This window comes from Actinacidiphila cocklensis (assembly GCF_907177275.1).
Classification (GTDB): Bacteria; Actinomycetota; Actinomycetes; order Streptomycetales; family Streptomycetaceae; genus Actinacidiphila; species Actinacidiphila cocklensis.
This window is the reverse complement of sequence record NZ_CAJSLV010000090.1, coordinates 1-24,826: the sequence shown is the minus strand read 5'-3', so window position 1 is coordinate 24,826 and position 24,826 is coordinate 1. Positions and strand designations below refer to the sequence as shown.

General features: G+C 67.9%; 20 protein-coding genes. 10 read left to right on the top strand and 10 right to left on the bottom strand.

Annotated features, from left to right (window positions below; translation table 11 throughout):
* Positions 1 to 143: 143 nt before the first annotated feature.
* From NFU81_RS32085 to NFU81_RS32055, 7 genes are all read right to left on the bottom strand, one after another.
* Positions 144 to 1,961, bottom strand: coding sequence for an ATP-dependent nuclease (locus NFU81_RS32085; protein WP_251497965.1), 1,818 nt, complete (start codon positions 1,959 to 1,961; stop codon positions 144 to 146).
* A gap of 527 nt (positions 1,962 to 2,488) precedes the next feature.
* Positions 2,489 to 2,977 carry a DUF3761 domain-containing protein gene (locus NFU81_RS32080; RefSeq protein ID WP_251497962.1) on the bottom strand — a complete coding sequence of 163 codons (489 nt, stop codon included), beginning with the start codon at positions 2,975 to 2,977 and terminating at the stop codon, positions 2,489 to 2,491.
* 370 nt (positions 2,978 to 3,347) lie between these two features.
* A complete protein-coding gene (locus NFU81_RS32075) occupies positions 3,348 to 4,760 on the bottom strand; it encodes a tyrosine-type recombinase/integrase (protein ID WP_308208343.1) in 1,413 nt (470 codons plus the stop codon).
* Positions 4,761 to 5,137: 377 nt separating this feature from the next.
* Complete coding sequence (locus NFU81_RS32070) at positions 5,138 to 5,401, bottom strand: hypothetical protein (RefSeq protein ID WP_251497959.1); 264 nt, start codon at positions 5,399 to 5,401, stop codon at positions 5,138 to 5,140.
* Between the two features lie 577 nt (positions 5,402 to 5,978).
* Positions 5,979 to 6,158, bottom strand: a complete 180-nt coding sequence (locus NFU81_RS32065) for a hypothetical protein (RefSeq protein ID WP_251497956.1) — start codon at positions 6,156 to 6,158, stop codon at positions 5,979 to 5,981.
* Positions 6,159 to 6,184: 26 nt separating this feature from the next.
* Positions 6,185 to 7,657 carry an NF041680 family putative transposase gene (locus tag NFU81_RS32060; protein WP_251497953.1) on the bottom strand — a complete coding sequence of 491 codons (1,473 nt, stop codon included), beginning with the start codon at positions 7,655 to 7,657 and terminating at the stop codon, positions 6,185 to 6,187.
* A gap of 430 nt (positions 7,658 to 8,087) precedes the next feature.
* Positions 8,088 to 9,365, bottom strand: a complete 1,278-nt coding sequence (locus NFU81_RS32055; RefSeq protein WP_251497950.1) for a hypothetical protein — start codon at positions 9,363 to 9,365, stop codon at positions 8,088 to 8,090.
* 560 nt (positions 9,366 to 9,925) lie between these two features.
* Here NFU81_RS32055 and NFU81_RS32050 point away from each other — a divergent pair.
* A complete protein-coding gene (locus tag NFU81_RS32050) occupies positions 9,926 to 10,465 on the top strand; it encodes a CbrC family protein (protein WP_251497947.1) in 540 nt (179 codons plus the stop codon).
* Positions 10,466 to 10,592: 127 nt separating this feature from the next.
* Positions 10,593 to 12,056, top strand: coding sequence for an NF041680 family putative transposase (locus NFU81_RS32045; protein ID WP_251497942.1), 1,464 nt, complete (start codon positions 10,593 to 10,595; stop codon positions 12,054 to 12,056).
* Here the strand turns inward: NFU81_RS32045 and NFU81_RS32040 are convergent.
* Entirely contained in the window at positions 12,044 to 12,571 is a 528-nt protein-coding gene (locus NFU81_RS32040; protein WP_251497939.1) for a hypothetical protein, read from the bottom strand. The genes NFU81_RS32045 and NFU81_RS32040 overlap by 13 nt on opposite strands.
* A gap of 209 nt (positions 12,572 to 12,780) precedes the next feature.
* Here NFU81_RS32040 and NFU81_RS32035 point away from each other — a divergent pair, with 209 nt between their 5' ends.
* Both NFU81_RS32035 and NFU81_RS32030 read left to right on the top strand, forming a co-directional pair.
* On the top strand, positions 12,781 to 13,461 hold the full coding sequence (locus NFU81_RS32035; protein WP_251497936.1) for an HNH endonuclease family protein: 681 nt from the start codon (positions 12,781 to 12,783) through the stop codon (positions 13,459 to 13,461).
* A 943-nt stretch (positions 13,462 to 14,404) separates the two neighbouring features.
* On the top strand, positions 14,405 to 15,004 hold the full coding sequence (locus NFU81_RS32030) for a hypothetical protein (RefSeq protein WP_251497934.1): 600 nt from the start codon (positions 14,405 to 14,407) through the stop codon (positions 15,002 to 15,004).
* Positions 15,005 to 15,100: 96 nt separating this feature from the next.
* Here NFU81_RS32030 and NFU81_RS32025 read toward each other — a convergent pair whose 3' ends face one another.
* Positions 15,101 to 15,385 carry a hypothetical protein gene (locus tag NFU81_RS32025; protein ID WP_251497931.1) on the bottom strand — a complete coding sequence of 95 codons (285 nt, stop codon included), beginning with the start codon at positions 15,383 to 15,385 and terminating at the stop codon, positions 15,101 to 15,103.
* A 370-nt stretch (positions 15,386 to 15,755) separates the two neighbouring features.
* Between NFU81_RS32025 and NFU81_RS32020 the strand changes: the two genes are divergently transcribed.
* The 3 genes from NFU81_RS32020 (at position 15,756) to NFU81_RS32010 (ending at position 17,820) form a co-directional block, all read left to right on the top strand.
* Positions 15,756 to 16,259, top strand: a complete 504-nt coding sequence (locus tag NFU81_RS32020) for a DUF6233 domain-containing protein (protein WP_251497928.1) — start codon at positions 15,756 to 15,758, stop codon at positions 16,257 to 16,259.
* A gap of 578 nt (positions 16,260 to 16,837) precedes the next feature.
* Positions 16,838 to 17,134, top strand: a complete 297-nt coding sequence (locus NFU81_RS32015) for a hypothetical protein (protein WP_251497926.1) — start codon at positions 16,838 to 16,840, stop codon at positions 17,132 to 17,134.
* Entirely contained in the window at positions 17,134 to 17,820 is a 687-nt protein-coding gene (locus NFU81_RS32010; protein WP_251497923.1) for a hypothetical protein, read from the top strand. Before NFU81_RS32015 ends, NFU81_RS32010 begins: the two co-directional genes overlap by 1 nt.
* Positions 17,821 to 18,115: 295 nt before the next feature.
* Here the strand turns inward: NFU81_RS32010 and NFU81_RS32005 are convergent.
* A protein-coding gene (locus NFU81_RS32005) for an IS5 family transposase (RefSeq protein ID WP_422665343.1) occupies positions 18,116 to 18,960 on the bottom strand; the annotation gives its coding sequence in 2 pieces (ribosomal slippage) (positions 18,116 to 18,618 and positions 18,618 to 18,960; 846 coding nt in all).
* Between the two features lie 880 nt (positions 18,961 to 19,840).
* On the opposite strand from NFU81_RS32005, the gene NFU81_RS32000 reads away from it, so the two are divergent.
* The 3 genes from NFU81_RS32000 to NFU81_RS31990 all read left to right on the top strand — a co-directional run bounded on the left by NFU81_RS32000 (position 19,841) and on the right by NFU81_RS31990 (position 24,527).
* The gene (locus NFU81_RS32000) at positions 19,841 to 20,539 is read left to right on the top strand and encodes a restriction endonuclease (protein ID WP_251497917.1); all 699 of its coding nucleotides are present in this window, start codon (positions 19,841 to 19,843) and stop codon (positions 20,537 to 20,539) included.
* A gap of 308 nt (positions 20,540 to 20,847) precedes the next feature.
* Positions 20,848 to 22,746, top strand: a complete 1,899-nt coding sequence (locus NFU81_RS31995; RefSeq protein ID WP_251497913.1) for an ATP-dependent nuclease — start codon at positions 20,848 to 20,850, stop codon at positions 22,744 to 22,746.
* Complete coding sequence (locus NFU81_RS31990; RefSeq protein ID WP_308208342.1) at positions 22,677 to 24,527, top strand: UvrD-helicase domain-containing protein; 1,851 nt, start codon at positions 22,677 to 22,679, stop codon at positions 24,525 to 24,527. The genes NFU81_RS31995 and NFU81_RS31990 overlap by 70 nt, the downstream gene beginning before the upstream one ends.
* Positions 24,528 to 24,826 lie beyond the last annotated feature (299 nt).

Sequence of the window (24,826 nt, the reverse complement as noted above, 5' to 3'; positions counted from 1 at the left end):
GGGATCGATGCCCGTTCGCACGGCCGTCAGTGGGTCGAGGACCCAGGCTGGCATGCATGGGCAGCACCCACTTCGGAGCAGCTCAAGGAGCGACTGCTGGCCCGGCGCGCACGGCGCGCCGGTTAGTCCACCGACCGCGGGAGTCAGTGAGCCAGCGCCTGCAGTTCCCCGAAGACCTCTCGTAGTTGCTCGGGGACGTCCTCTGGCCTTCGCAGGCCGGCGGCGAGGGCGTAGAGCATGGCGGGTTTGCCGTTCGGGCTCTTCTCAGCGGCCCCGTTCTTGATCATGTTCAGGACGGCGCTGCTGAACTTCCCGCCGCGGTGGGCGGCGAAGTCGCCCGGCCCCCATGGGGTTTGGCTTCGGGGCCAATGGTAGTTGGCGGTGACGGCCCAGGCCTGGTCGTCGAAGAGTTCCTCCAGTTCGTTGAAGCCTTTCGCTTCCCCTACGTAGGAGACCTGGGTTGCGGGGTCGATACCGAAGTGCTTGAGCCGGTCTTCGGTGAAGAACTTGTTGGTGCGGCTGTCGGCGTCGACCATGAGGTGGACGGTCCGCTGGTGCTTGATGAGGTAGCGGGCCAGGTGCAGGGCGCCTTCGTTGTTCTCGCACTCCCACAAGGCGATGCCTGCGGCCTGCAGGGACATGCCCTGGGAGAGGCGGAAGAGCACGGGCACACTCTGCAGTTCGGTGTCGCCCTCCACCGCCAGGAAGCAGCGTTCGTGGAGCAGGACGGAGTTGCGCAGGCCCAAGGCCGCCGCGATCTGCCCGAGGTGGAAGTCGATGCCGTCGTGGGAGTCGTCGGTGAGGCGCTCGATGCGCGTGCGGCCGTCCTCGCCGAGCTTGAGGTGGACGACATCGGCGATGTCGACGCCGTCGATGAGATTCATCGAGTGGGTGGCCACGACGACACTGGTGTGCGACCGATTGCACTGCCTGCGGATGATATCCATGACGGTGCGCTGATGGCGGTAGTCCAGGTGGGTGTCGGGCTCGTCGTACACGACGATGGTCTGCGTCGGCGGCTCGCCGTCCGGCTGTTCGTCGTTTGTCAGTTCGGCGTCCTCGAGGATGTTGCTGGTCCATTCCCAGATGGCCAGCGCTATGCGGCGAGAGCTCCCCTGGCCGGAGCGGCTCAGATCGACAGGTTCGCCGTCGGCGCGTGAGATGTGCAGGGGAGCGCGCTTGAATCCGCCCCGGAAGGAGACCTCGGGTTTGACGGCGACGCCGACCAGGTCGCCGCAGTGCGAGCGGATGTGGGCGCACAGCGAGTCCGCGTCCTTCTCCAGACGCTGGGTGATGTCGTCCTCGATGTCGCGGACCCGCCCCTGGAGGGCCTCGTCCTGCAGATGCGCCTCGTAGCAGCTGCCCAGTGCCGTGCGCACCGCGTCGTCGGGACTCTCGTCCTTCCCGCTGAACGACAGCAGGCGCGGGAGCCTCGCCTGCAAGGGTTTGGGCAGAGCCAGCCATCCCTCCTCCTGGCTCACGCTCGCCGCATGGTCGGTGAGGGTGGCCAGGAGGTCTTCCTTCAACGAGCCCTTCGCGGTAAGGCCGTATTCCTGTACCAGCTCCACGAGGGCGGGCTTGAGCAGCTTGTCCAGGCCTCGCAGACGCTCGTCGGTCGGCTGCGATCCGAGGTACTCCCAGCAGGGTGCACCGCCGGCGACGGCCCGTCGGCGGATCTGCAGCCGTTCGGGCATGCTGGAGGCACGCTCACTGGAGTCGAGGGTGAAGTCCCCCTTCACCCACGTCTCCTGGCACCGCCCATCGGCCGCCCCGGGACCGCTGAGGTAGGTGCGGTCCTCCTCGCTCAGGACATGCTGGTCCAGCAAAAAGGCCAGGGCGGTCAGCACGGCGCTCTTGCCGCCGTCGTTATGGCCGGCCAGAACCGTCGGGCCGCTGATGGGAATGTCCTCAACCAGGGCTAAGGACCGGAACCCACAGGCAGAAAGGCTGTTCAGATGCACAGTGGCGCTGCTCCGTAACGTCGTACTCGATCCTCGCTGGCAGGCTCGGCGGCCCCCAGGGCCGCGCAGCGCGAGCGCGTCCGATGGCGTCGAGGCACATCATCGTAGGGAATTGACTGCACCGTGAGGGCCGTTCCGCGCTTTTCCGGCCACAACAACGCGTACCCCTCCCCCGCCACTATCGTCGCCGCAGCGCACTGGAGCTGGCACGCAGATCGGTGCCCTGCTCCTCTACCGGGCCCCCAGGCGCGGATCACCAGGACGGTGACGTACCACTCGGGCGTGCATCCGGCCGGCCTCCACGTGGAAGGCGCGAACGGCAGCGGTGTCACCGCTGCCCGCGGCCTTCCCTCCCCCCGGGCACGACGTCCGCTGCGTCGAAGCCGCCGGTCTGGGTAGAGCCGTAGGAGCAGTCCTCAGCGTGGTCAGTCCGCTGGACAGCGGACAGTGAAGGCCAGAGGCAGCCCGAGGTGGGCGGTCGCCGGGCGGACTTCCGACGGCAGGGACAGCCGGGGCAGCGAACCGGGCTACCGGTACCAGACGGCGACGCCTCCGTGGTGGGAGCACGTTCCCTGGTGGTGCTGGCTGTAGGAGAGGGTGCCGTCGTTGCACTGCGCGGTCGCGCCGTCCCCGGGCGCTACTGGGGATTCGGTGTGGTGAGTCGCCGTCCCGCCAGATGTCGAGGTGCCGGACGAGCCGCTCTTTCCGCTCGAAGTGCTGCCGTTGCCAGGGGCGGTGTGATGAACGACAGGGGCGTGGGTCGTGGGCGTGGGGCTGGGTGCGGCGGCCGTGGTCGGGGGTGCGTCGTTGGGACATGGCTCGCCGAGTTTGACCGCGCCGAGGTCGATCTTGACGTCGTCGTCGGCCCGGTCCCCGGCTGAGGGGGTCTGGTCGCAGACCTTCCAGTTGCGGTCGAGGATCTGCATGCGTCCGTCGCCGGAGGCGTCGTGCGAGGTGAGGTTGGAGAACCCTGCTGCCTGGGCCGTGTCTTGAGCCGTTTGAAGGCCGAGTCCCACCAGTGACGGGACCGTGGTCGCAGAAGCCGATGCGCTCGCTGCAGCGGCCTGGGCGCTGGGGGCTGTAGTACCGGTGCTCGACGTGGTGTTCGGATTGCAGCCTGCCAGCCCCAGCCCTGTGGCGAGTAACGCGGCAGATGCGATGGTGGCGATACGAATGTGCATGCTTATCCCCTGAAAGTCTTATGCAGAGGGATGAGCCTGGCAGTCCACTTACATCCACAAGGGCGATGTGACTGATTTGTGACATGATGACCGGCCGGTAAGTCCAGAAGCTGCGTCCGGACGCCACGGCGAGGGAGCAGTGCAGGCAAGACGTCGCCGATGCGCCAGGCAACGGAACGAGTCGGCCGTACAGACCCTACGAGGGTCACCCATGGATGTCTCGCAGGGCTGCCGCAATGAGGTGATTGGCGTTGTACTGGTGGCCGCGGAGGGGTTTGGCGTAGATGCGGTAGAGCACCGCGAGGCTATGTCCGGCGCGCCTGGCAGCTTCAGTGGGCGGGATACCGGCGGTGATCCACAGGGAGATGCCGGCGTGGCGCAGGCTGTAAGGGACCTGTGCGAGGGGCGTGCCCGCGTCGCGGGGGTGGAGGGTGTGCCGGCGTGCGGTACTCCAGAGGCGGCTGTACTCGGTGGAGGTGACGCGGCCGCCCCTCACCGCGCGGAAGAGCCGGCCGTCGGGGGCGGTGCCGTAGCGCTCCAGGTGGGCGTGGAGCAGGTGGACGAGTTCGGGTGGGATGGGGATGGATCGTCTGGCGTTGCGGGCTCGGCGTTTGAGTCCGCGGGTGTCGTGGGGGCGGCCGTCGTCGGTCCAGCCGGAACCGGCTTCGGGGTGGCTGCGGGCCAGGACGAGTTCACCCCACGCGTCCGGTCCTGCTTCCGGATCGGGCAGCAAGCAGTCGTGGTCGGCGAGCGCGGCGGTCTCGCCCGGCCGCATCGCGGCGTAGTAGAGGCAGCCGAAGAAGGCTTTAAGGTGCGCTCCTCGCGGTCCCTGCGCGCCGACGGCAGCGATCAGGTCGCGGGCCAAGTGCGGGCCGGGTACGTAGCGGAAGTCGACCTCTGTGTCGGTCAGTGGAGCTTGCCAGTCCGCTTTCGGCAGCGGATTGGCCTTCAGCCGGTCGGCTGTGACGGCGTAGGCCAGGGCGTTGTTGAAGACCATCCTCTTGCGCCGGATGGTGTTCTCCGCAGCTTCGGCGCCGTCGAGCTTCCGGGAGATCGCCCCGAGTGCTCGGCGCAGGTTCTCTGGTCTGACGGCGTCGGCCAGCGGCAGCGAGTGTCGCGCGATCCACTCCAGTGCTCGGGCCACGTCAGCCGGGGGCTCCGCCGTCTCGATCCGCGGCGCCCACCCGCCGTCCTCGCCGCGGGTCATGCGGAACGCCCACGCGTACAGCGCCGTACGCAGGCCCGGCGGCGCGTGATCGTTCGTCGACAACGTGGTCAAGGCCATCGTCACCGTGGCGAGAGCCTCGGCGATGCCCGCCCGGTGCTTGGCCGAGATCCGCGGCCACTTCACCTGCGCGTGCTCCACGGCGTGCTCGAACCACGTGACCCTGTTCCTTGCTCGCAGCTCCCCGACCGGTAGCCCCGTGGCGGTGTCGAACTGCTCACCCAGCCGCAAGGCGGACATCAGCTCGGCACGCCGTCCATCAGCCTGTGCCTCGAACTGATAGCTCTCGCTGTGATCCCTACCGCCGACACGCCACCGCACGCCGAACGGCCGGCGCAAGCCCGGGCGGATCCGGAGCTTGTAGATGCGCACATCGAAGGTCAGCACGCCCACCCGCCAAAGGGCGGCCGTTCCCAGACAGCCTGCGAGGGCCGCCCAGTGCGGCATCTGCTGCGCGCGACGGGCGGGCCGGACGCCGGCGCAGCCGGGAGCAACGCCAGCGGGTGGAGCAGTACCGGCGAACCGGTCGCCAACATGACCTGCATAATCACTAGAATTTCCTGAACACCCAAGTATTAACCATTTCAGCACAATTGCGGAGAAGTCATCAAGAGGACTTGATCTCTTCAGGTCCCAAGGAACTGCCTTACGCACGACAGGCATGAGGCGCTTACGCTCGCCCACTGACAAAAGGGCGTTTCGGGGGTACAGGCTGAAGGGACGGAAGCGGCCCAGCGGCGTCAGCGAGTCCGAGGCTGATGTGTGAAGTCTCAGGAGATGCTTGACGCTTTATCCTCAGGACTTGCTTGACGTGGCTCGCGGGACTGCCGGCTCGGCCAGGCTTTGACCCGGGTGATGGGTTTGTCGCTTGTGCTGGGATGGACGGCCAGTTCCTCGCCCTCATGGACGATGCGGAAGTGGGTGTCCTCCACGATCACATTGACGACCTTGCCACTGTGCAACGCACCGACGCGCATGTACTGCCCGGCGACCATCACGCGGCCGTTGGCGTTGACGAGCCTCTGGACCGTCACTGGCCGGGCAGGGCCGCTCGGTGGCAACGCCGTGGCTGCGGCCTGAACGCCCGGAGTCCGGGGAGCCTGTCCGCGGGTATGGGCAGCGGCATCGTCTTCACGACGCGGCCGTCGCTGATGACGTGGAGAAGGTGCTCGTCCATCCGCAGCACCACACGGCTTCCCGCCAGCGTGCGGGACAGCTTCACGTCGCGGTCGCCGAGTCCACGGAGAAGGTCGCCGCCGAGAGCGCCCGACTCCTGTGCCCGGCCGCGCCCTTCACTCGGCTGAGCGAGCGCCGGAAAGTCTACTGGCTCGGAGCCGCCGGGAACTGGCACGACGCCCGCCACCTGGCGTACCGACTGCTGGCGCGCTGGGAGGGCGACACGTCGGTGTCCGCCCTCGACCTGGCCCTCGCCCGGGCCGACGCGCTCTACGCGGACTCCCAGGTCATCGGGTGGACCTCGGCGGTCCACCACCTCCGGCGCGAGATCCCGCTGCTCGCGGAGTCCCTCGGCTCGCAGCACCCGTCGTCTTGTGGGTGCGCGCCTGCGTCGTCGAAGGACTCTCCCGATGCGGCGCCCAGCAGGAGGCGGCCTCATCGGCTGCGCTTCTGTACGAGGACACCGAGCGAGCGTTCAGTACCGATCACCAGCGCGTGCTGTGTGCCCGATCGGCCCTCGTCGCCGCCCTGGGGGAAGCGGGCAACCGCACCGAACAGGTCGACCTGGCTCGGGCGAACTCCGTGGACGCCGACCGCATCCTCGGGTTCCTCCACCCGGAGTCCGTGAGCTTGTTCTTTATCTACCAGGATCTTCCGGGCTTGCCGATGGCCTTGAGGGTCTCGGGGCGTTTGACCGTCTTGCCGACGTCGTAGCGGGGTGCCCGGCGTTTGTTCTTGGCGCCGGGCGGACGTCCGGGGCCGGTGCCCCGGGGTTTGGGAACACGGGTCGGGCAGGCGAGGTGGGCGCGGATGTTCCTGAACCCCCGGCGGACCCGGGCCGGGGTGAGCCGGCCGGTGGCGGTGGGTTTCTCCCAGGGCCGGCGGAGGTCTTCGGCGAGCGGCCGGGCGAGTCGGAGCTCGGTGTGGGCAACGATCAGGATCCAGGTCCAGCGGTCCGCGGCTTCGGGAGTGCGGAGTTTCGGGGTCGTCCAGCCCAGGGTCTGTTTCGCGAACCTGAACGTATGCTCCAGGTCGAATCTGCGCAGGTAGACCTGCCAGCAACGGTCGACGTCGACGGCGGTGGCACCAGTCTTCGAGGACCACAACCAGACCGGCGGAGCATCCCGTTCCTTCGACAGGTGCTCGACCCTCAGCCGGACCAACGTGCCTTCGATCAGGGGAAGTTCGCCGTCGTGGTCAAGCCAGGCCGCGCGGTGGGTGAGTCGGGGGTGGACCCGGTCCCACGCCTGGGTTTCAGCCTTGCCGTAGTTGCTGGTGTCGGTGACCGTGGTGATCGCGGGCTCGGGCCAGGTCTCCGGCTTGGTGAAGCGGAACTCCGGGCCGTGCTTGGGCGGCCGGCCGTTGACGCCGTGCGTCCGCGGTGGCTTCGGCAGGCGCATGACGCGGTCGGAGCGGACCCGGCCGACCATCTCGACGGGCAGGTCCCGGAGCACCCAGGCCAGGCGGGTGACGTCGTAGCCGGCGTCGGCGACGATGGTGATGTCCGGGTCGCCGGGTTTCCATTGGCCCGCGGTGATGAGCCGTTCGACGACTCCTCGGAGCTGGGCGGCTGTGATCGCGGTCGCGTCGTCGACCGGGCCGAGCCTCACCGCGTCCAGGATCGCGGTCCAGGACGTGGCGCCCGGCTCCAGCATGGCGACGAAGGAGTAGGGCCAGCCCGGGATGAACTGCGAGGCGCTCTTCGCCCGGCCGTAGACGTGGCAGAACAAGCGCTCCGCCGAGCACGGTGCGTCCGAGCGAAGCCATGGCGACACATCGACCGCCAGGACCATGCGGCCGCCGTCGAAGCGCGGCAGCGGCAGGCCGGCCAGCACCGTCCGCAGCCGGTCGGTGTCGATCCGGCCGTGGTTCAGGCCGCCATACATCGCTCCGTGCCCACGACGGTGCTCGGGCAGCAGCGTCAAGTCCACCGGGGACTTCACAGCACCGTCCGCACACAGCACCGCGTCGGACAGCTCGAACAACTCGTCGCACCGAGCGGTCAGACACGCGTAGAACTCACCCCGGAAGCGTGACGCTTCCGCGAACGCTTCCCTCCGGACAGCATCTGGCAGGAGACTCACCCTCACGGCCTTCGTCTTGGTCACGTGCATTCCTTGGTCGGAACACACGATCAGACGAAGGCCGCCCCCACGTTCGGCGAACTCCCAGGTGAGCGACTCAGTTCGAGACGCCGTTCGAGACCAAAAGAAAAAGAACAAGGTGAGTGCCTGTGTCTGAACCTCGAACCGGCAGCTCAGGGGCCATCGGTCTGGATGAGCGCTTTGTGCAAGCGTTCGGGGAACGGTCACTGTGACCGTTCCCCGAACGGAGGCTACAGCGGCTGGCATGACACGAGGGAAGGAAGCGGCGAGCGCTATGGCGGTGGTGACCACCACCGCCACCCGGAGTGCTCCAAAAAGCCCAACGGATTGATCAATCTGGCGCTGACGGTCAGCAGTTTCACCCTCGGCCGACCTGGTATCAGGCTACTGGCTGGCACACAGAAACAGGCACCGAGAGGCGCTTTCGGTCAACTCGACCTCACCGACGATGAAAGCGAAACAGTCGAAGGAGGCCGTGAAATCGCTGCTGGCTCGAATCCGGACCGGAGGCACCAGTTGGGAGGAATTCCCCGTGCGCCTCGTCCCAATAGAGCGTCATGCCAAGAATATCGGGATCGGCCACGTCAATGTCAATGAACGCTTCCTTCGCATCATCGGTGAATGGGTGGGGCAGAATCACTGTCGTCTTGGCCTCAGATGACTCGATCTCCACTTGGTCCCTCCTACGCGGACGCCGACGCAGCGCAAGGCGAGATATCGCGCGACCTGTCGACTCTCCGAACTGCTCGCCGAGTTTGGTCGCAAATGCCTCAAGGAAAGGGCCCAGGGCTTTGATCGCAAGATAACCAACGATGAGGTCCCCGGCGTAGGACCCGGTGGGCGATAGAGGGCCTTTGACGCGGCCATTGCGACGCGGCGTGGACGAGTGCGAGGGGTCGCGACTGCGGTAGACGGTGGGATCGTTCGAGCCGGGCTCGGCGGTGGACGACCAGCCCCAATGCGCCTGCCCGCCAGTGAGACGTTCGATCTTGCGGTAATTTCCGTGCCCCAACCTCAGAGCTTCCGCCGCGCAGTAGGCGGACTCCTGCCTGCGCCCTGCTTCGTGCAAGGCACGGGCGAGCAGGGCCATCGCCTGCCCTTCGCGGTCGAGGTTCCGAACTGCGCGAGCACGGCCGACCTCGGCGAGCCCCAGCTCGATCGCGGCGTCCGGCATGTTTCTGCCGAATCCGTTGCAGCGGTCGAAGAGCCGGTCTGCCGCCTCCTCACGGCCGGCGCCCGCGAGTACGTCCCGGAGAACGTTGAGCGAGTACACTCCGGCAACCCAGGAGTGCAGCTCGGCGACCTCGTACCGAGTTTTCCGGACAACTGTGTAGATCTCCTCGCCGATTTCCTCTACTGAAGCAAAGGCTGCTTCGGCCTGCTGTGTCCGGTCGACGCAGGCGAGCGCCTCTGCGAGAGCGAGTAGGGCGAAGCACTGAGCAGGGAGATCTCCTGAACCTTCAATTTCCGCGACCGTTCGATAGACCGGAGCCAGTGCATCGTCGATAAGCGGACCGGCGAGTTCCCGGGCCTTGGACCCTTCCTCGACACGGCCGAGACGTTCGAGGGCCTCCGCGAGTTCCACCAGAGTCCGGGCCTCGGAGTCGTATGCAATACCTCGAGTGCCGCGCATGATCCGGACGAACTTCCGCGCCATCAGGATCTTGTCCGTGTCGACTCCGGCGATGCATTGAGTCGGGTCGTAGTCCATCCCCATGTACCAACAGTGCCAGCCGCGCCCTGCGGACTCTAGCCCCCGCTGCTTGCTCTCCAACTGTTTCCGTCATCAGAGGCGGGTGCTGGAGGCCGGGCATGTCAGGCCGCGATGCCCGCCTCAGGGCACGCCCTGTCCCGGTACGTCGGCAAGAAGACCATCCGCCAATAGACCTGCAGGACTGCCCGGCCCGCCATCCGGGTGGGAGCCGGATTGACGGCCGTGCCGGTCTCGGCTCGGTCATACTCAGCCAGCCGGTTCAGGACCCGCTCGACGACCAGCAGTTCCTCCTGCCCGAACTGGCCCGTCTGCCGCCGCTTGGCCAGCTCCTCGACAAGTCGTCCAGCGACAGACGATCTTCACCGAGGACACCAGCTGATCCCACCAGCCCCTCACGCCAGACCGGCGACCAGCAACTTCGCGATGCACGCCCTCTCAATCCCCCGTTCGAATCCTGAGCCGGGCACGCGCCCGGCAGCTTTACAAACAGGCACTGAGCTTGTTCTTTATGGTCCGGGACCTGCACCGCTGACCGTTCGTACCGATTGCTACGGTTGTGGGCTGTGACTGAGCTGCTCCCGGAGTTCCCGTATCACCCTGACCCCGTCGTCACGGGCGTGATCGTGCCTTCTGGCACGGCCTGTATCTGCTGCGGGCGGGAGCGTGGGTATGTTTACAGGGGCCCGGTTTACGCTGCCGACGAGCTCGGGGGCCGGCTGTGCCCGTGGTGCATCGCGGGCGGCAGCGCCGCCGAACGGTTCGACGCCCACTTCACTTCAGGAACGTGCCTGGGCGACGACGTGCCCTTGGAGGTCTTCGAAGCGGTCGACCGGCGCAGTCCGGGCTTCATCGCGTGGCAGGAACCCCAGTGGTTCTTCCACTGCGCCGACGGTGCCGAGTTCCTGGGCCCGGCCGGGTCCGCCGAACTCGCGGCTTACCCCGAGGCGCTGGCGATGCTGCGGCGGGAGGCGAACGGCTGGGGCTGGCCGTCGGAGCAGGTGGAGCACTTCCTTGGCTCGCTGGACAAGGACGGTGAGGCGACGGCGTATCTCTTCCGATGCCGGGTCTGCGCAGCCCACCTCGCCTACACCGACTTCGCATAGGCCCGCGACGGGTCGAACGACGTCCCGAACATTGTCACTCACCTGGGAGTTCGTGTGCGCGGACGGCGGTCTTGGCGCGATCCTGCGTGCCGTCCACCAAGTCCATCGGAACCAAGACCGCCAGGGGATGAGTCTGCTGTACCGCGATGCCCGGGACGAGGCGTTCGACTTCACGTCCCACTTTCGGGAGGACCTCTACGCATGTCTGCCCCGGCGCGGTGACGCCCTGTTCGAGCTGTGCGACGCGATGCTCTGCGACGACGGCCCGGTGGCTTCGCCGGTCGATCTGACGCTGCTGGCCGAGCACCGGCGTGGGCACGGCGCGTTGTACGACGCGCTCAACCACGGTCGCATCGACGTCGACAGGCTGCGCAAGGCGCTGGCCGTGCTGCCGCAGCCCAAGGCCGCCGACGGGCGTCTGGTCCTGGCCGTCGATGTCTCCGCGTGGCTGCGGCCCGACGCGCCGACCAGCCCGGACCGCCTGTTCTGTCACGTCTACGGCCGCTCGGGACGCTCCTCGGACCAGTTCATTCCGGGCTGGCCGTACTCGTTCGTCGCGGCCCTGGAGACGGGACGCACGTCGTGGTGCCAATTACTCGACGCGGTCCGGCTCGGCCCCGACGATGATGTCGCCGAGGTCACCGCGGCCCAGGTCCGCCGTGTGGTCACCGACCTGATCGGCCAGGGGCAGTGGGAAGCCGGTGACAACGACATCCTGGTCGTCTTCGACGCCGGCTACGACGCCCCGCGCATGGCCTACCTCCTCGACGGCCTCCCCGTCGAGGTCCTGGGACGCATGCGTTCGGACCGGGTGATGCGACGGCCAACGCCCACGCTCAAGGAGTACGCCCTGTCCTATCCCCAGGGCGGGCGACCGCCAAAGCACGGCAAAGAGTTCCGTTTCGCCAAGCCGGACACGTGGGGCGAGCCCGACTCGGAGACCGGGCAGGTCACCGACCGCTACGGCACCGCGAAGGCGATGGCCTGGGATCGTATCCACCCCCGGCTCACCACTCGCTCCGCATGGATCGGCCACGACGGCGAACTTCCCGTCATCGAGGGCACCCTGATCCGCCTGACGGTGGACCATCTGCCCGGCGGCGGCGACCCGCTGCCCGTCTGGCTGTGGTCCTCCAAGACCGGCATGACCAGCGACGACGTCGACCTGCGGTGGCAAGCGTTCTTGAGGCGCTTCGATCTTGAACATACTTTCCGTTTCGTAAAGCAGACGCTCGGCTGGACCCGTCCCAGGCTCCGCAGCCCCGAGGCCGCGGACCGGTGGACGTGGCTCGTGATCGCAGCGCATACCCAGCTCCGGCTCACCCGCGAGGCCGCAGCCGATCTCCGCCGCCCCTGGGAGAAGCGGGCCGAACCCGCCCGGCTCACCCCGGCCCGTGTCCGCCGAGGGTTCAGGAACCTCCGCCCTCACCTGCACAGCCCGGCCCGTGCGCCCAAACCCTCAACTCCCGGCCCAGGACGCCCAATCGGCTCGAAGAACCAACGATTGGCCACCCGCTACGGCGTGGGCAAATCAACCAGACGCCCTGAAAGCATCGCCGAACGTAATCAACTCAAAGCTCACAAACCATAAAAAACAAGCTGAGGATCAAGACCGTCTACGCGCAGGTCCTGTACGAGGACGGGGCCGAGGCGGACGCCCGCCAGGTCTGCCAGGAAGTGCTCGCCGCGGTCATCGCCCGCCATGGCCGGAAGGCCGCGGTCTGCCTGCCCTTGCGCGTCCTGGCCGCGAGGCTCGGCGTGTCGGCCGGGCCCGGATCCGTCGAGAGCTTCCGCTCCCTGCGGGGCGACACGCAGCGCGCCCTCGGCCCGGACCACGAACTCACCCTGCTCACACGCTATCTGGATCTCCGTGACCACCCGGGAGGCGAGCCGCAGCGCCAGCGGAGGCTCGCGGACCTGCGCGACGACCCCCTCCGCGCGCTGGGGGCCGGCCACGCCGTCACGCGCGCCGTCGAACGGGAGGCGGAATGCGCCCACCCGCAGCAGCGGGTGGCTCGGGCCGGACAGTGAGGCACCATGCACCCGCCGGACCCGCTCCGGCCAGGGCGGATGCAGCGGCGGCCGTACGAGGGCGATGAAACCCACCGTGCAACCACCGGCGAAACCCCCACCGAAACCACCGGAGCAGCCTGCCGCGCAACCTGTGGCGTAACCGCTTCGGGCGGCTGCGATCGGCCGTGCCGCAGCCGCGCTCTGCCGCCTGCGGTCCGGCCGCAGTTCCCGGGGACAGCCACCTGGGTGAACCTCGGCAACCTCGTGCATGCGGAACCGTTTTGGCAGGACACGCCCCCCTCATGAACCTTCCCCGCACGCTGCGGGCAGCCGGCGCCGCCCTGCTGCTGACCCTCGCACTCGCCTCCGCCACCGTCCCCGCCCGCGCCGCCGCCCAGGCTGACAGTGAGCGCACCGTCGCCCTCCACCAGGCCATCGCCGCCCTCCCGGTCGCCGCCGAGGACCGCACCGGCTACAACCGCGAGTCGTCCTTCGGCGGCTGGATCGACGCCGACCGCGACGGCTGCAACACCCGCAAGGAAGTCCTCCTCGACGAAGCCGTCACCGCGCCGACCGTCACCGGCACCTGCACCCTGACCGGCGGCACCTGGTACTCCTGGTACGACGACACCACCGTCGACCAAGCCGGCGCACTCGACATCGACCACCTCGTCCCACTCGCCGAAAGCTGGGACTCCGGCGCCTCGGCCTGGACCAAAGCCCGCCGCGTCGCCTACGCCAACTACCTGGACGACCCACGTCACCTGGTTGCTGTCACCGCCCGCTCCAACCGCCAGAAGTCCGACCAGGACCCGGCCACCTGGATGCCCCCGGCCCCCGACGCCACCTGCCGCTACACCGCCGACTGGATCAGCGTGAAACTCACCTGGGACCTGACTATCGACCCGGCCGAACGCGACGCCCTGGACCGCCTCGCCAGCGCCTGCCCCGACCAGGACATCACCTACACCCCCGCCCCCTGACCCCGCCCCAGGCGCCTGCCGTCCGGCGGTGAGCAGGCGCCTGGCCGCGCCCCGGTCCACCGTGGCGGGGACCCGGGTCGGAGTTCCACGGCGCCCGACTTCACCAGTTCCACACCCTTCCATACCGTTCCAGACCGGTTGCGGTGCAAGCATCCGAGCAACCGCCCCGGGCGGTTGCTCGGTGTGGGCGCGGCGCGGATGGAGCTCCTGACGTCCTGCCAGCCGGAGCTTGGGCCCGTGCCATTGGTCGGAACGGCGTCTTTCGGCCGACGTCGGCGGCCCGGCCCCCTCCAGCGCTGCGGAGGGGACCGGGCCGCTGGGGCTGGGAATCCAGCGCGGGTGCCGCGACCGGCCCATGGCCGACCGACCGAACCGGGTCGCGCTCCTGGTCCCATCGGGACCAACGTCCGACGGCCGTAGAAGTCCAGGTCACCGCCTGTTTCGGAAGCCCCCCGAATCGCCGACTACTTCCCCACGGCGCCTTCCTGGCGCGCGTGTCCGTCCCGCAGCCGCCGCACCCGGCCCCCATCCGTGCAGGCCCGGTCAGGTCCAGGCGTCCGATCCCCCGCCATGCCACTCGATCCAGTCGGCGGCCGCCAAGACGGCTCCTCCCCGGCCGTCAGTCAGGGCAGCCGATGAGCCCGGTCAGCCTGCAGGCCCACCTGCGCGAGATCGGTGTCCCTCCACAGCACGGCAGGACCGCCATCCGTCAGCTTGTCCTCCAGGCCTTGGCCCCTGTCATCGCGAAGGCCCTCGGCTATCACGTCAAGACCGCCACTCGGCTGGTCACCGAAGCCGGAGGGACCTGGAGACGATACGCCGCACGCGACCACTCACAGCCACTCGCTTACTCGGCATTCCTGAAACGTGCGAACGTGCATCCGTCGGAGGGAACTACGTGCACTCCCTTCGCCTATCGCCCTTAGTCGGGTATCGATGACTTATGACACTCACTAGCAAACAAGAGAACATGCTAATTGAAGAAGTGAAGCAAACAGCAACGGCAATTCAGGCCAAAAATACAAGCTTTGGGCAGTTTGGACTGCTGGGCGTTTTGATCCTGGCCGCAGTGGCGGGCATCTCCAAAGATGGCGACGGGAAAGTGATACTGCTGGCTGCGCCTCCAGCATTGTGCATCATCCTGGCCTTCATGATGCAGCTGTTCGGTGACGCGTTGGCACTCGGGGTCTACATCGAGACATTGCAGAATAAGCTGAACGAGACCCTACAAGGCGAAGGAGTCAAGCTGGCATACAACGACATCATGCACAAGCGTCGCTATCTCAGTATTCTAGGGATTCAAGTGGTATTCCTTATGCTTATTTGCTCCGCTTACGTCGCATCGGGGATGATCGCATTCAACCTCGAAAGTTACCGCAGTTGGGGAATCGTCTTTTTTTATGCGAGCACTTTCGTCGGATTTGGGACTTTGATCTTGGCGGTGATTGACGGGATGTCGTCGGAATCAGCTGCCCAACGGATCCTGGGAGGAGGCCCAGCCGACGCGAAGGGGGCATTCGGGCTCCGGAGAGTTAGCAAGTGACGAAGCGGGGCGGAATCCGAGCCGAGGCTGTACCGCATGATGCCGTCGTACCGCGACGATCAAGCAACGTCACCAGTCACGGACGCTGTCCCGCGGCTACTCGGGGAGCCGAGGGGAGTGGGTGCGCAGCCACTCCCCCGCCCAAGCCCGGAGGTCCTCGGCACTGTTCGCCTTGGCGAGCGAAAGGAGAAGAAGTTCGTTCAAGTAGAGCTGCCCCCTGATCACATGGATGGGCTCAAGGGCATCGGGGCCGGTGAGCCTCTCTGCGATGTACGAGGCTGCCTCTTCCCACTTTCCGTTGCTGTCCGCCGCAACATACGGCGTCAGGAACTCGATTGCGAGGCGGGTAGCTTGCGTAGCATTCGGGAACGGCTCTGGCATGCAGGGAGCGTAATACCACGCAGGCTGCCCTCATCGGAGACGAGGCAGAGAGACGAGTCGCGGTCGCCCGAACGGCCGTGACATGACCTGAGGACATGCGAAAAGCGCACCCCTCGGCGACGTGATCGCGCACCACGGCCGGGTCTTCGATCAGGTCGCAGCCACATTGGCTGAGCCGCCTCCCAAGGTGACCAACACGTCGGACTGCTCGCGAATACGCGACACCTGAACATGCGGCCCTGCCAGTCCCAACGCCGCCATCGTGCAGTCAAGTTCAGTGGCAAACGGTCAAGGTTCACGGTCACAGGACAGCCGGCGCGAACTCGAGGAACGGGTCAGTCCGTCCATGGAATCGAACTAGATTAGAACAGTGAGCGAGGGTGCGGAGAGGGAGCTGCCGCGGGCCGACGGCCCGCTGGTGAAGGTCACGCTCCCCGACGGGCAGCACCTCTACGCCGTGGCCAAGGGCCGGCGGCGGGAGGCCGACGGCAGCTGGTGGTTCGATCTGCAGATCCACCTGCCCGGCCAGGGCCACGACCGGGACCGGCTCCAGGCGCTGCCCGCCGCGGTGGACTTCCGGGCGCCTGCCGACGTCTGCGAGCCGATCGAGGGCCAGGCGTACGACCAGGTGCCGACCGAGCGGTACGGCGCCACCCCGGCCTGGCGGATCGAGGAACCCGCCTACTTCGGCCTCCAGCGCGGCCCGGCCCGCATCGTGCACCGCGGCGACTGCCGCGCCGTCCGCGACCTCTCCCGCCCCGCCACCACCGGCCAGGCCCGCGCCGTCCTCGAGCGCGACGACACCGCCCCGTGCCCGACCTGTCGGCCCGACCGGCCGCTGCGCGCTGGCGGGGCTGCTTCTCACCCGATTTGAGGTTGGTAGTCGCTTTCACCCTGGACACGCCGAAGGGCCCGCACCCGTGAGCGCGGACCCTCCCGTGACGCAGTGGTCTGCGTCACATATTGGGGGAGCCGCGCCAACGACGCCCCCTTGATCGACTTCGCCCTGGTTCAAGGACTTGAGTCATCAGTGAGTGTCGGCATTTCGAGGTTCCCGACCAACCAGTTCGGACACCACCGGACAGCGGGCCTGTACATAATCGACATCTTGCCTGCTCATGGCGTTCCCGCATCAGTGTGCCATTCGTACCCCGGACCGTTTTTCCGGACAGTTTCGGATGGCACCGGACACCCCCGGACCTGCGATCATGCAAATGCATCCGGCGGGCTTCGCTGAGGTGAAAGTTAGTCATCGTACCTCCTCCCACCGACATCACTGAGCCCCTGCATCCCGGCACGCATCGCATGTAGTAGACACCGAATTCCGACCGTTCTGAAGCGGCTTGTATTCAGCATCGGACCGGACCAGAGTGTTATCTGGCGAGAGTCCTTCCGCTCGCTGGGGTCGCCAAACCCCGCCCTGGTTCAGGCACTTAGTCCGAAGGTGTACATATGTCCTCTTTCCGCAAGGCCAGTTCGTCACACCCACTGCCCGGCCTGGCCGGCGGGGGTGGCTGCGTCGTCAACGACCAGCCCGTGGCCGGCTTCGGCTTCACCCGCACCACCCGTCTGCAGATGGCCGCCCTGGCGGCCATCCTGCTGGCCACGATGGCCTTCCTCGGCTTCGCCGCCGAGGTGATGGCCGCGCTCCTGGCCGCGCTCCTGCTCGGTGTCGCGGTCGACGCGGCCACGTCCATCATCAGGGGCGGGGGCGCCCTGCACCGCATGCCGGGCCGGGACGCCGGCTGATGGGCAGCAACCTGCCTGCCACCCAGCGGAATGTGGCGATGAGCCAGCAGCTGCTGCGGCAGCTCGACTCCCGCTACTCCGATTCCGAGCTGATGCGGCTGACTGCACCTCACGTGCTGCTGACCTTCATGCGAGTCCGGTCCGGCCTCACCCCGGCCGAGATCGCGCTCAAGCTCAAGGACTGCGGCGCCCCTCTGAGTCCGTCCGGCGTCCAGCGAATGCTCAGCATGGACGCAGGATTCCCGTGGCGCACTGTCATGCACACCGCGCTGATCCTCGGTGCCGAGCAGGCGGAAATCGAACTGCTCCGCACGGTATGGGAGGGACAGCGGGCACGCCGCCAGCTCAGCGCGGCCAGGGTAATCCGCGGTCGCGAGCCCGACCCCATCGAGTGCGCCACATCGGGCGAATTCGTGGAGAAGCTCAACGACGTCCTGGTCTGGGCCGGCGAGCCGTCCCTGCGGCAGCTGGCCGACGCCAGCGGTGGCCAGCTGCGGCGCAGCACGATCTGCGACATGCTCAACGCCGCGAACCTGCCCAAGGAGGCGACCATGGTCCGCTTCCTGGAGACGTGCGGCATCGCTGACATCGCCACCTGGACCGTCACCTGGCGGCGGCTGCGGATAAAACAGCGCAAGCGCAGCAACGCCCTTCGCAACCTGCCGCCGCCATCGACGCGTAGCTGATGCAGGGAACGGGAGGTGCCCGCACACCACGGTGTGCGGGCACCTCCCACGTTCACATCACGGTCGGCCCTCGGCAGGACCGCGTCGTCAAGAGCGGTCAGGGGTTCCGCGTCACCGCGCCCGAGACAAACCACTGCATCAGAGTGGCGGCGAGATGAACCCCGGCACGGGCAGCCTCCAGGGTTTCCGGCCGGGTCGGGGTCTGCTTGCCGTGCCGGGACGTCTGTCCGTCCCACAGCGCTCGCGCCATTGCCTCTACGACGGCCATCGAGTCAGCTAGGCAGTTTCGTTTGGATCACCGCGCTGACCAGAGGAAGATGCCTGCGATGTGGAGTCCGGCCAGGTAGATGGTCGCGGTCTTCTCGTAACGGGTGGCGATACCCCGCCACTGCTTCAAGCGGTTGATGCAGCGTTCGACGGTGTTGCGCTGCTTGTATGCCTCGCGGTCGAAGGCGGGCGGCCTGCCGCCCCGGCTGCCTCGCCGCAGCCGGTGGCCCCGCTGATCGGCTGGAACGGGAATGACCGCCCGGATACCGCGCTTGCGTAGGTGCTCGCGGATCGCGCGGGAAGAGTACGCCTTATCGGCCAGGACCACATCCGGCCTGGTGCGGGGCCGTCCTCGCCGTCGAGGAACGCGCAGGCGAGCCATGACGTGAGCGAAGGCGGGTGCGTCACCAGCCTGTCCGGCGGTGAGCACGAAGGCCAGCGGCCGGCAGTGGGCATCAGAGGCGAGATGGATCTTTGTGGTCAGTCCGCCCCGGGACCGGCCGATGGCGTGGTCTGCCGGTTCGCCTGCTGGAGCCCCTTTTTGCGGGCCCCCGCCGCATGCTGGTGTGCGCGCACGATGGTGGAGTCCACCGAGACGGCCCAGTTGAGGTCGTCGTCGGCGTCGGCCTGAGCGACCAGCGTGGTGAACACCCGCTCCCACGTGCCGTCGACGGCCCACATCCGCAGCCGGTTGTAGACGCCTCGCCAGTTGCCGTACCTCTCTGGCAGGTGGATCCACTGCGATCCCGTCTGGAACTTCCAGGCGATCGCGTCGATCACTTCTCGGTGATCCCGCCACCGGCCACCCTGCCGCGGTGTCCGATCCGGGAGTAACGGCTCGATTCGCGCCCACTGCGCGTCAGTCAACGGCACACACGAACAACGACTGGCGGGGCGGGTTGGAACAGCACCGCTGTCAGGCGGTTGGCCCAGTGCGAAGCCGCCGCACGTCCCGCACGAGCGTGTACCAAGCGCTGAGGTGGATCACGGCTCCAGCCACGAGCCAGAGTACCGACGCGCCAGAACGGTACTCACGAACGCCCAAAACGACCGGTACCACGCTGACAAGGACGCCAAAGGCCGAGGTCATAGCGCTCATGCGGTTTGTCACATGGAATTTTGTCACATGGACATTATCAACGACAATCTCGGCCAGCAGAAGTGATCCAAACGAACCGGCCTAGCCCCGGGGTCCCGGCGCCCGTCACCGTTCCACGGACGCTTTTCTCATAGGTGCACTGAACGGCGAAATCACGACAACTGCTGTGATGGGTGTGCCTGGCGGTGTCCGGGCAGGTCACAACCCGATGCTCTTCCCGGCGCTGCCGCGCAGCCGTGCGAGGGGCGCGAGTCGGCACTGGACCGGATGCGTCCTGGCAGGCCAGGTCACAGACATGGTGAGGGAAGGACGACCGGGCTGGGGAGGGCGGTTACGCCTGGCCTGAATCTGCGCGTACCCCCCAGGGGTCTGTCAGAGGCCACCGGTAGACCCAGTACGGACGGGGGCGGCACCCGCGGCCCCGCGCAGCAGACAAGGTTGAACCCCCATGCCGGAGCCCGGATTTCACACTGTTCGCGCCCACATAAGGCGTAACCCCGGTACTGCCGTGAAAAAGACCAGTCCCTGGATCACCGGCGCTGTCGTCGTGGCGGCGTTATGGGCCTGGGGGCACCTCGGCGGCTCCTCGCAGGGCGCCACCCCCGCCCCCGCCCCGTCAGTGACGGTGTCCGCACCGGTTGGGGCAGGCCACCGGTGAACCGACGGCGGGCCGGGCGGTGGCTGCGCCGCCGTGCTCCCAAGACTCCGGTTGAGCAGATCGCCGCGGGCGTCATCGCCGTCGCGTGCCTGCTGTGGGTGCTGCAGGCGGCGGCGTCCGCGGGGCAATGGCTGGTGGGGGCCTGGCCCGTGCTGGTCGTTTTCCTCGCCGCCGCTGCAGGAGCGTCTGTCCTCTGGCGGAACAGGCGGGCAGCAGCCCGCCGGGAACACGCCCGGCGCCTGGCCATCCTGCGGCTGAGTATGGGCGCCATCGACGCGATGGACGACCAGGCCTTCGAGTTCGCCCTGCGCGACTTGATGCTCCGCGACGGGTGCACCTGGGCCCGCAGGGTCGGCCAGGCAGGCGACCAGTGTGCCGACGTCATCGCGGAACACCCCTTCCACGGGCGGATCGTTGTCCAGGCCAAGCACACCACTGTCGCCGCGAAGGTCGGCTCCCACGTGATGTACCAGGTCAACGGAACCGCCCGGCCGGTCCATCGCGCCGACATCGCCGTCGTGGTCACCAACGGCTCCCTCACCCGCGACGCCAAAGCCTGGGGTGACCGGCACGGCATCTGCTGGATCGACCGCGCCTTGCTGCACCAGTGGGCCGACACCGGGCGGCCCCTCGCAGAACTCCTCCGGCTGCCGGTCACAGCCAGAAAGCGCCAGGCCCGGCGGGCCGCAGCCTGACGCCGGAATCTGGGCGAATCTGCGCCCCGTACACCGGCTGGAGAACCGGCGGGGGGTGCGTATGCACCGCCGGTGCTGAGCAAAGTGGGACTGGAGCAGGGCCGAACGCTGGTCCCCTGCCTACGTCATGGGTACCAGTCGTCTCGTGCGTGGGGCCGCCGCCCGCATGCCGCTGAACTAGTGTCTTGTCCCGTCGGGCACGCAGCGCTGTCAGTGCCGGAGGAGTCCCGGCACTGTGATCCGCCGCTGGCTTCTGCGCGAGGGCGGTCCGACCGGTCCGGGGGGACAGCGGCGTGTACGTGTCAGAGGTGCTGATCGAGCGCTTCCGTTCCTGCGAGCGTGCCCTCGTCCCGCTGCGGGAGGACGTCACGGTCCTGGTCGGTGAGAACAACGCAGGCAAGTCGACGGTCATCGAAGCGCTACGGCTCCTCACCGATCCGCTGGACGGCCGGCGGTCACGGTACTTCGAGGAGAGCGACGTCCTGCGGTCGGCCACGGCGGAGATGCCCGGTCCCAGCCTGCAGTTGGATGTCGAGGACATCACGTCCGGCCAGAGCGGTGCCTACCTCGAAGCCCTCGTCCACGAGGCCGGGCCCACCGACCGGCGCCGGGCGCGGTGGCAGGTGTCCTACACGCCGCCGCAGGGCAGTGGACGGCGGGGCAGCAGCGCCTGGGCCCAGGGGGCATCGCAGCCGGTCACGGGTGAGCCTGCGATGCGTGGCGGCGTGCGGCATGTGTACCTGTCGGCGCTTCGGGATGCCGAGCGGGAACTGGCCTCGGCGGGCGGGGACCAGGTGAGGATGATCCTGCGCGGCCTGCTGGGGGACGAAAAGCGTGTGGAGGAGTTCATCGAGCGCGTCGGCGGCCGGCTCAAGGAGGTCGCTGACGACTCCGATGTCACCGCTGTGCGCGACAAGATCAATGCTCCGCTGGGCGATCTGACAGCGGGGGCGCACCCTCAGGCGAGTGACCTGGCCCTGGCCGAGCCGACCTTCTCTTCGATCGCCAGGTCTTTGCGTGTGCTGCTGGGTGACGCCGGCGCGGCTGCGGCCCCTCTGGCGGCTTCGGGCCTGGGGTACGCGAACACGCTGTTCATCGCCACGGTCATGGCCGAACTGGACGCGGCCGCCGAGGCCGATTTGACTGTGCTGCTGGTGGAGGAGCCGGAAGCACATCTTCACCCGCAACTGCAGACCCTGCTGTTGCGCTATTTGCAGCGTCGCGCGAAACAGTCGCGCAGCCGCACAGTCGAGGACCCTTCCCAGCCCGCCGGGCACCTGCAGATCGTGGTGACCACCCACTCACCCATCCTGTCCGCGGCTGCAAGTGTCGACAACCTCGTCGTCATGACCCGGTGCCCCACGCCGGCGCCGGGCGCATGGCAGGCCCGGCCGCTGCCCGTCCCACAATTGGGGCTGGACCGGCGCCAGATCCGGCATCTCGACCGCTACCTGGACGCCACCAAGAGCGCTCTGCTGTTCTCGCCCCGCGCGTTCCTGGTCGAGGGGATCTCCGAGCTGCTGCTCCTGCCTGCGCTGGCCAAGCGGGTCCTGGCCGCGCCCGAAGACCCCACGCCCGAGCAGCGGCAGGCCGCGTTCGAGGCCATCGAGCGGTTCTTCGGCACCACGCGGGTGATCGTCGACGGGGTGGGATTCGAGGTGTACCTGAGGGTGCTGCTGGCCCCGGTCGCCGGAGTGTGTCTCGGCCGGAAGGTCGCCGCCATCACCGACACCGACGTCGCCCCGGGCGAACCCGAACCCGACAGACTCGCCATCTTGCGCGCGCTTCCCCAGCAATGGGGGTCTCCGGGCGAGATGCACCTGGCTGTCGCACCGCGCACCCTGGAGCCCGCCCTGTGGTCCGCCACCAACCGGGAAGCCCTGCGCGCTGCCTTCCTGCGGTGCGCCCCGAAGTCCCAGAAGCGGTGGGACACCGTGGTGGCCAGCGCCGACCCCGCCGAGGCGTTCGGTGAACTGTTCGTGGACAAAGACAAGCGGACCCCGGACGAGAGCGGGCAGCATCCGCAAGGCACCACGATCTCCAAGGGCGTCTTCGCCCAGGAACTCGCCGACGTCCTCGACGACAGCGCCGTACCGTTCGCCGTTCCCGACTACCTCGCCGACGCCATCCTCTTCCTGTGCGCCGACGCCCCACAAGGGACCCCCATGGCCGCGGCGGAGCAGGCCGACCAGGCCGACCAGCAGTGACCGCAGCCGAGGCCGAGGCCGAGGAGCCTGCCGCCGAAGAACTCAGGCGGGCGCTGGGTCAACTCCAGGCCGCTGCTGCGGGCCAGCAAGCAGCCGCAGTCGGTGTCCGCGCGCCTGCGTATGTGCCCGCATGCCCCGGAGCAGGGAAAACGCACGTCGTCGCTACCCGGCACTTGGAGTCCCCGCCCACGCCGCTGCGCGCGGGTCGGGCACTGATCTCCTTCACACGAGTAGCCCGCGACCAGATCGCGCGGCGCTGCCGCCAGGCAGGGCGCAGCGATCTTGTGCACGCTCCGCACTTCATCGGGACCTTCGACTCGTTCGTGTGGGAATTCCTGGTCAAACCCCTGCGGCCGGCCGACCCGGCACCTCGGCTCCTGGAGTCCTGGGGGGCCGTCAAAGCACCCATCAGCCTTGACCGCACCATGGTGCTCGGCCAGTTCCCGCTGGCCATCGACGTCACCAACGGCCGTGTCAGCGAACGGGTGGCCTGGGATCTCGTGGAGTCCGATGCCGAACGGACACTCGCTGAAAGCCGCTACAACCGCAATACGTGGCAGGAGGCCGTCTTCGCCGCCCGAAACGACTGGTGCGGGCGCGGCTACTACACCGGCCACGAGGCACGCTGCCGGGCTCTGTGGCACCTGCGGACACCCGTCAAGGCCCAGTGGCTAGTGCCTCCCCTGCTCTCCCGGTTCGCCGAGGTCGTCGTCGACGAGGCACAGGACTGCTCGGCCGCTGACCTGGCGATCCTCGGGCTCCTGCACGACGCCGGACTACCACTGGTCCTCGTCGGTGATCCTGACCAGGCGATCTACGCCTGGCGTGGAGCCGAACCCAAAGCGCTGGAAGCCTTCACCACACACATCGGTGCCACCACGGTCCGCCTCACCGGCAACCGGCGCAGCTCCCCCGTGATCTGCAAGCTCGCCAGCACCCTGCGCGCCGGTCGCCGCCCGCCGGACACCTCCGTCGTACGGCAGGACACCATCCCGGTCGCCGTTCTCCCCACCCGGTTCGCTGCGAGAGGCAGCCAGCACCAGCACGCGGGCAGTGGGCGGACCGTCGTCGATGCCTTCCGCGCCCACGCCGCGCAGCACGGCGTCCTCCCGGAAGACTGCCTGCTGACAGCGCACCGCTACGCCACACTGCCCGGTGTAACCCGCGAACGGCCCGGCGCCAACGCCCTGAGCACCCTCGCCTGGGCCCACAGCGTCGTGCACACCCCCGGAGTAGACAGCAGCCAGCTCACCCGGGCCTGTACGGCCGCCGCACGCATCCTGCTGGGATACTGGTTCCCTCAGGAGACCAGCAGCCCCGACAGGATCTGCAGCAACCTCGGCCTCCCCCTCAGCCGCCTGCACCGCACCTCTTTCGCGTTCCTCTACGAACTCCCCGCCCCCCACAAGGACTGGGCCGCCGACGTATGGCAGGCGATGAAGGCATGGCCACCCCTGCCCGGAGCCGAACCCGAAGGTCTCAAAGGCCGCCCTGGCGGAGCCGTCACCCTCCCCAAACCCACCGCAGGCACAGACATGCGGGCCGCAATCGTCCACCAGGTCAAAGGCGACGAAGCAGACGCGGTTCTCCTCTTCCTCCCCGACCCGGGCAACGTCAACCGCTGGGCAACCAGCGACCCTGTAACCGACGAGCAACTACGGATCTGGTACGTAGCCCTCACCCGCGCACGCCGCCTCGCTGCCCTGGCCGTACCCGAAGACGAGGCAGAGCCCCTCGTCCAGCTCCTCACCGCCCACCACGTGCCCGCCACGATCATCTGAGACCAAGCGCACTCGACCATCACCTCAGTGCAGCCACTACCCCCAGCCGAGAGTCGGGCGAAGCCGGCACGCCCTACGGGCAAGCCGCGAACCGCCGCCGGCCGGTGCGGGCCGTGCAGTTTGTCGGCTTGTGGCTACACACGCAGGCCAGGGCACTCCACCGATCAAGATCATTTACCCGAGACTCAGCGCCGATCTAACCTCGCGCTTTCATGAAGCGGGTTGTCCGACGGGTGGTCAGGAATGCAGAAAGTGCCTCTGACCAGCAAGAATGAGGATTGTCGAGGTCCTTGTTCCTG